This is a genomic window from Magnetococcus sp. PR-3, assembly GCF_036689865.1.
GTDB lineage: Bacteria > Pseudomonadota > Magnetococcia > Magnetococcales > Magnetococcaceae > Magnetococcus.
Window position 1 is genome coordinate 88,804 of record NZ_JBAHUQ010000027.1, and the last position, 7,632, is coordinate 96,435.

4 protein-coding genes are annotated in these 7,632 nt (G+C 48.4%); 3 read left to right on the top strand and 1 reads right to left on the bottom strand.

Annotated features, from left to right (window positions below):
- Positions 1-7 precede the first annotated feature (7 nt).
- From V5T57_RS14685 to V5T57_RS14695, 3 genes are read left to right on the top strand one after another with little or no spacing between them, the layout of a single operon-like run.
- Positions 8-2,095, top strand: coding sequence for an urea transporter (locus V5T57_RS14685; protein ID WP_332891992.1), 2,088 nt, complete (start codon positions 8-10; stop codon positions 2,093-2,095).
- A complete protein-coding gene (locus tag V5T57_RS14690; protein ID WP_332891993.1) occupies positions 2,092-2,775 on the top strand; it encodes a tetratricopeptide repeat protein in 684 nt (227 codons plus the stop codon). Before V5T57_RS14685 ends, V5T57_RS14690 begins: the two co-directional genes overlap by 4 nt.
- Entirely contained in the window at positions 2,772-4,358 is a 1,587-nt protein-coding gene (locus V5T57_RS14695) for a tetratricopeptide repeat protein (RefSeq protein WP_332891994.1), read from the top strand. Before V5T57_RS14690 ends, V5T57_RS14695 begins: the two co-directional genes overlap by 4 nt.
- 732 nt (positions 4,359-5,090) lie before the next feature.
- On the opposite strand, the gene V5T57_RS14700 is transcribed toward V5T57_RS14695, so the two are convergent.
- Entirely contained in the window at positions 5,091-6,341 is a 1,251-nt protein-coding gene (locus V5T57_RS14700) for a cation:proton antiporter (RefSeq protein WP_332891995.1), read from the bottom strand.
- Positions 6,342-7,632: the final 1,291 nt, after the last annotated feature.

A 7,632-nucleotide genomic window follows, 5' to 3' on the forward strand; every position in this document is an offset into this window, starting at 1 on the left:
GCCGGCTATGAAAACCGGATGGGGTTTATCCCCTCTTTTAAACAGCTATGCAGAGATTTTTTTCCTGCGCTCTCCTTGGGTTGGGGCGGTTATTCTCATGGCAACTCTGACCGATCCCAGTGTGGGGTTATCAGGGTTATTGTCGGTCGCGGCAGCCTATGGTTTTGCCCGTGTGCTCGGTATGCGAGAAGCTTTTTTGGCCAGTGGCTTTTTCACCTACAACCCCTTGTTGGTTGGGCTCTCTATTGGCTATCTGTTCAAGCTAAGCTCACTCTCTCTCTTTTTTGTGGTCACAGCCGGAATTTTCACACTGCTGGTCAGTGTCATGCTTAATAGCATTCTGGCAACCTACCTTAAACTGCCGATCCTTAGTTTACCTTTTGTGCTGGTAAGCTCGATTGCCTATTTGGCTGCAAGTGGCTACAGCAACCTCTATGTGAACCACCTACAACCCCAAAGGGGAGAGATGGTCCTGGGGTTGCCGTTGTTAATAGAAGGTTTTTTATCAGCCTTAGGGGCTGTTTTGTTTCTTCCTAACCCCCTGGCTGGACTACTGATAGCCTTGGTCATGGTGGTGCATTCACGCATTCTTTTGCTGCTGGGTGTGTTGGGGTATCTGCTGGGTACTCTGTTGTCTGGCATGATGGATGGCAACCTTGCCGCAGCTTGGATGGATATTAACAGTTTTAACTTCATCCTTATTGCCATGGCGGTGGGCGGTGTGTTTATGGCACCAGCCCCTAAGGGGTTTTTGGTGGCAGCTGTTGGTGTCGCCATGGGGGTGATTTTATTGGATGCCGTGAACCTGTTTTGGGCCCGCTATGGCTTACCTGCCTTCACATTGCCCTTCAACATGGTCACCCTGACTCTACTTTATGTGTTAGGTCTGGTTGGTTTTCCTTTGGTGGTTGCCTCACCCCGTGCCACCCCGGAAGAGACATTGGATGAATTTATTAGTTTGAAGCAGCGTTTTCATGGTGATCACATGCGCCGCTTACAGTTGCCATTTTCTGGTCCGTGGCACGTTTGGCAAGGGTTTGATGGGGGTTGGACACACCAAGGTGTGTTGCGCTATGCCTATGATTTTGTGATCGAAAAAAAAGGTTCTACCTTCCGTGGTGCTGGGGACTCCTGCCAAGATTATTATGCGTTTGGTAAACCTGTTTTTGCGCCTATACGTGGGCGAGTGGTCAAAGTTGTTGGGGGGGTAGCGGATAACCAGCCGGGCCAGTTGAATGAGGCAGAAAACTGGGGGAATTTAATCGTTCTGGATAGCACCTTGGGGTATTGGGTTCTGGTCTGTCACTTTGCCCAAGATTCTCTGTGTGTGGAACAGGGGCAGTGGGTTGAAGTGGGTACGCAGCTGGGGCTTTGTGGGAACAGTGGTTACTCCCCTCAACCCCATATCCATATCCAGGTGCAAAATGGCGATACATTGGGTTGCGATACGCTACCGTTTAGTTTTCAGGGCTATCAACAAGCTGGACAGTTTATGGCCAATGATCAGCCTGAACAGGGTGCCACGGTGGAGCCTTTGTGCTCTAGCCAGGATCTGGATCGGGCAACAACGTTTATGTTGGATCAATCTTTTATATTTGAAACACAGGTAGCAAAGCAGCCCCGTCAGTTATTAGAACTGCGTGTGGAGATGAGTGAGCTTGGGGAGCGTGCTTTGGCATCTGACCAGGGGCGGCTCTATTTTTCCAAAGATCACCACCAGTTCTATTTCTATCGGCTAGAAGGGTCGGACCCTTGGCTTGCAACACTTTTTGCCGCGCTTCCTCGGGTACCTCTTGTCGATTATCCTCAGCTTATTTGGCAGGATCAGCCTCCGATGGCCGCCACACAGCCAGGGTGGCAGGGGCGGATGAAAATGTTGGTAAAAGCTGTTCGACCTTCGGCCTACACAGCCCGCTATGAAGCACGCTGGCAAGGTCCGGGTCACATTGTGGGGCAGCTACAGCAAGCGGATGGATCCGATACGCCAGTAGAGATTGTTATTGATCCTGTTTCGGGTATTCAGCAGGTGATGTTGGGGTCGCGTAGCCTAAAAGCACAATCTTCAATCGTGCAGGCTAAGGAGGGGGCATCATGAAACACGTCATCACATGGGGATTGATCGTGCTCATGGGGGGGCTGGTTACTCAGGTTTGGGCAGGTGAAAATGACTGGGTACGGAAGGCCTACTATAAGTCCTATGACTATGCCCGTACTCAATCCTACCGGCCAGCGATCCGTGCGATGTTACCGGTACATAAACAGTACCCTAAAGGCTATACAGTTAACCTTAGGTTAGGGTGGCTGTACTATCTGGCTGGGCTGTATGCCGACAGTATTCGTCACTATCAAACCGCGATGGAAGCTGCGCCAGAATCTGTCGAGGCGATGTTGGGTATGACCTTGCCACTCATGGCAAAACAGCAGTTTGGGCAGGTTGAGCTGATCTGTAATCGGTTGGTTTATAAAGATTATTATAACATTGTTGGGAGTGTTCGTTTGGCATGGTCACTGCGTAAGCAGGGCAAACTGGCGCTGGGGTTAAAAGTGACGGAGCGTCTACTGGTACGCCACCCAACCAATGTCTCTTTATTAACGGAGCAAGGACAGATACTGCATGCCATGGGTAAAAAACAAGCGGCATTACACCTGTTTGATGATCTCTTAACCTTGGATCCTGAAAATAGTACGGCGCTTAAGGCATTAAATGACCTGGATCAGAGACTAAAACTTGATGATATAAAAATAAAAGTCACAAAAAAAGGGGGTAAGCTGTGAAACGTTTTCTATTACTCCTCGTCGTCCTGTTGGGGTTAAGCGGTTGTGCCACGGTTGATGGCCCCTCGGGTAGTCAGATGGCCTCCTTTGAGGACGCGGTTAAGCAGTTTAAGGCTGAACACTATGAACAGGCCCATAAGACTGTATTGGCTTTAATGCGCCATGAACCCTACCAAGCCAAATATTGGGGGCTGAGAGGCTGGACACATCTTAAACGCGGTGAGATGAAACAGTCCAAAAGATGGTTCCAAAAGATGTTGCAGCTGGATGACCGCAGTATGGGCGGACATCAAGGTATGGGGTGGTGGTATTTAACCAAAGGCAACATGCGCCAAGCCAAAGCAGCTTTTAAACGTCAGCGTGCTCAGGGTCTATATTGGCGTAATGGTGTTCACTGGTATGGCACCATCAAAGCCGATGGAAAAAAGTACATTACCAGCATTATTTCAGATGCTGATTATGGTTTAGGTTCGGTCTACCTTGCTGAAAAAAAGTGGGATCGTGCCCAAAAGCATCTGCAAGAAGCACTACAAAGAGAGAACGACTTCAGTGGCCATGGCCCTATTTTAGAGACGTTAGGCGATGCTGTCTCAGCCCGTCAGGAGTACACCCTGGCCAGTCAGATTTACCGACAATCTTTACAGATTAAACCTTCTGCTAAAGTACGCGCCAAACTTGCTTGGTTGTTGTTGTATCAGCGGCAGTTGCCTGAAGCGACCCGTCAATTTTCCCGTATTGCCAAAAAGAGTAAAAAAGCACTCTCTGCACGCTATGGGCTATTCTTGGCGGCGAGTAAACTGGGCAAACAACAGTTGGCGCAAAAAGCCGCAATGGAGCTGATTAAGCAATCCCCAGCTTACACAACGCCAGATTGGATGGTTAAAGAGGCAGGAACAGGTGGAGATTTTACCTATCTATGGCAAGCTTTTGCCCAGAGTAGTTTTAAGGCTGGGTATTTCTACCTGGCTGAGCGCTATTTGACCCAGTTGGTGGAGAATGGGTATGGCCGTTGTGGTAACCAAAGTGCTCTTGCTTGGAGCCAGATGTATCTGGGTAAATTTGATCGGGCAACGCAGGGTTTTCAAACGCTCATTAACAGCAGCAACTGTGATCGGGCAGATGCCTTGCTGGGCACAGGGCTTGTTCGCCTTTACCAGGATAAGTTAACTGAGGCTGACCGTTACTTTACCAATGCGTTGTCCATTGATCCTGACCGACTACGCGCCCAGTTGGCGCGTGGTGCCGTGGCTTATCTAAAAAAAGATTATCGGCGTGCCATTGGCATTTATCAGAGTCGGATTGGCCAAGTTCCTACCGATGAAACATTTTTCAGTTGGGGGAGCCATGCCTATAACAACTATGGGTGGAGCTTATTACGCTTAGGGCATTACCGCCATGCGCTTGGGGTTTTTCAACGGCTGAAACAGCTTTATCCTAACCGAACAGATGGCCGGGTAGAGCTGGGCCTGGGGTGGAGTTACCTCCGCTTGGGGTATAAGCGGCCAGCTCAAAGAGAGTTTATGAAGGTGCTTCAGTGGTTTCCAGATAGTATTGCGGCCCGTAAAGGGTTGCAAAAAATCTAGGCGATCACAGCGTATGATCTCAAAATCCAGGTTGAAGTGATTAAAGCGGGTATTAACGAATGGTTAATGCCCGCTTTTTCTATGAGGTGTTAAGCGGATGTGAAAAAGATAAAGTGATCGTTTAAACCGTCGTTTAACAGACCTTCCTATCCTGAGAAAAAAGGGTACACCTAAAGCGGGTATTAGCGAAAGGTTAATGCCCGCTTTTTCTATGAGGTGTTAAGCGGATGTGAAAAAGATAAAGTGATCGTTTAAACCGTCGTTTAACAGACCTTCCTACCCTGGTAGAGAGGTGAAACCTCCCTCTTACCTGTTTATGACTTCCTTCTCCACTAGGCAAAAGTAAGTGTACGTGCCCAAATCTCTGGTTGGTTCAGCCATGCCTAGTAACCCCGTATTCATCCACTCTCATAGATGAACGCTTTGGTTGGTATAGGCTTGGCTCATCCTGAGATTGCGGTAGATCAGATCAAAAGTGGGAGAGCCGATTGAGGTGTAGAGAGCAACCCATAACACTGATGATTATGTGGGTGTTAAGACACATACCATGAGCCCTAGCCTACTTATCATGGCGATGGGAGATCACTTCGCCCACGCACAGAAGATACGGTATGACGTTACAGCGATATGATGGCGAGTTGGATCAGTTGGGTTGAGCTAGGTTTTGGAAGACAAAGGGGGCAGGGGGAGTGAGGGGCCCAAGCCAAGGGCCCCTCACTCAGTCGCGATTGATTATTTATTGATGCGCACAAACTGTAAGCCAATGGTTGTGGCTAGGTTGAGTAGTGCAATGGCCACAATACAGGCAACAAACAGTATAGAGCCTTCTGGCAGTGCGGCTGCATTGATGGAGAGAACCACAAAGGCCAGCACATCTCTGGGCATCATGCTAAAGCCCAACAGTACGCCGTTGGGGTGGTCTAAGCCCACCCAGCGTCCTGAACCATAGGCCGAGGCAAACTGTAGGGTAGAGACGCAGAGAAAGATCAAGCCACCGGCAATTAAAGCGTCAGCCGAGATGATGGAGAGATCCAGGTGTAACCCTAAGAAGATATAGAAGAAGGGCTCAATGTTATGCACCAGTGGAACCATGGTCTCTTCAAAGTTTTCAAAGGTCGGGGCCTGGGGATCATCTTTACCCGTTTCAGGGTTATAGAACAGATCCTTTTTAAAGAGAATGCCAACCATGAGAGCAGAGATGGCATAGTGCACATGGAAAATGATCTCACCATAAAAAATAATGGTGGCCAAGATCATGATCATGAAGGAAAAGGTGATACGGTTACCATAAAAGAGCTGGGTGAAGTGATGAAAATCAATCCAGGCTCCCCGTTGTGGTTGTGGATCAATGAGGAACGAAATCACATAGATGGAAACAAAGAAGAGCAGCACCATACCCACTTTACTGGCCACGGTGATGGAGATCGCCATAACATCTGCCTCACCACCACCACTGCCCATGGTGGCTGCCAACAAAATGGCCGTAAAGGTACCGATAAGAGAGGCTAGGACATCATCGGTGGTGGCCGCTGCAATGGCTGAGCGGGCTGCAGGGGCGTTCATAAGCCCTTTAGAGCGCAGCAGGCCCAAGGTAAAGGGTAGGGCTGTTGCCGTAAAGACAGCACCAGCGACAATACCCTCCTGAAAGCTTAACCCCAAAAACAGGTTGGTGGCCACAAAGGCACCAACCCAGGGCCCGATGGCTGCGACAATGGCTACCCGAAAGTTCTTAATCACATGAGAGAAAAATTCTCCCATGCTCTCTTCGCCCAGCCCGGTATGGAACATAACCAGGGTGATCGCCACCATGGAGAGCATCTGCATCAGCTCATTATCGGCTGAGATCATGCCGCTGGTTCCAAAAACAATGCCTACCATAAGAAAGAGTAAAGGCTCTGGAATGGGTATATAACGCGAGACTAAGCGTACCGTCACCAGAATACTGGTACCAATCATGACGGTTAAAAAGAAGGCTAGTTCCATGGCGATCTCCGTTTAAACCAATGCACTCACGTGCTTAATCTTCCCTAAGGGGTCTGGTTTTGTTGGTCTTTACTTGCTGATAAAGTAAAAGTTTTGCAGGTATCGGTATCTAAAGTAAAGTGATTTCGTACATGGGATATGTTTCTTGTTACACCTTTCATAATTGCAACAAAGTGTAGCAGGAGCTTTTAGGGCTTTAGTTTATGGTGGTGGATGAGGGATTAAATGAAGAATGAATATGCTTTTACATGTCTGCCCCGCGGCCTCTCTAAAAATATCTTTTCAGCGGTTGGGGTTATTCCCGGTTGTGCGAGCCTCGCACTATGGCCTCCTTTATCTGTTATTTACCAAAATCTGTGAACCCGATATTTATGGTTGATGCGCTACAACTATCCTAAACAGTTGCAATGGAGGGGGGTTGTGTAGGTACCGTCATCGGTTTTTAAGCGACCTCTTGAATGAATTTATTGTTAAGTTGGAATAAGTGTTAAAATTCAGTGTATTGTGCAGGCATGTTTCATGGGCTGTTGTTGAATGATATTCCGCCATCTATGGATAAAACCCACGTTAGCAAGTAGAGAAAGTGCCCCCTGTGGTCTCCCCATTTTTGAGCTTGTAGAACAAAAGATACATGCCCTTATCATTGGGGGCATGTACAAGCTGAGGCCACAAGAATGAGTGATATAGAACCGAGAATGATCTGCATAGGGGGAACAGACGGCCCGTCAACAGATGTACATTCACGGTTCAGAATCGAGGACTAAAAGTATGACACGGTTGGTCCATCAGGCAGCCAGGTAAGGTCGTGTGAGTGCAACAGGCTACCCACCATGCCCAATGTGTGATTGAGCATATTTTTGGATAAATAGCCAGAGATCCGAAAGATACCTCTTCATCAAGGGAGGGTGAGGGTTGTGGAACTGTTGATGGTGGTTGACCGAAAAGAGCAAGATCCAACCCTGTTTAGAAGATCTAGAAGGTCTTTGTGCCGATGCTTTTGTCGACATAGTGATGCAAAGAGAGCTGGTTCATGGTTGCCATATCACGGTAATTCAGTAGATTTAGCCATGGGCTGGATCCTATGATTCGACCACTTCAAAACCCTGCGACCGTTTCAATAGAAAGGTAGCCGGGGTGTCGTAGTTTAAGCAGCGTGACAAAGCCAGCTAGGCCGTGAGCCACCATGCTGAATGCGTTGGATGCCTAACAGGTCCAGGTTTATGGGGCTCATACCTAAAAGCTTCTTCTTGTTCAGGCCAAGCTGCCCGCCAAGAGGGCCATATCCTCTTTT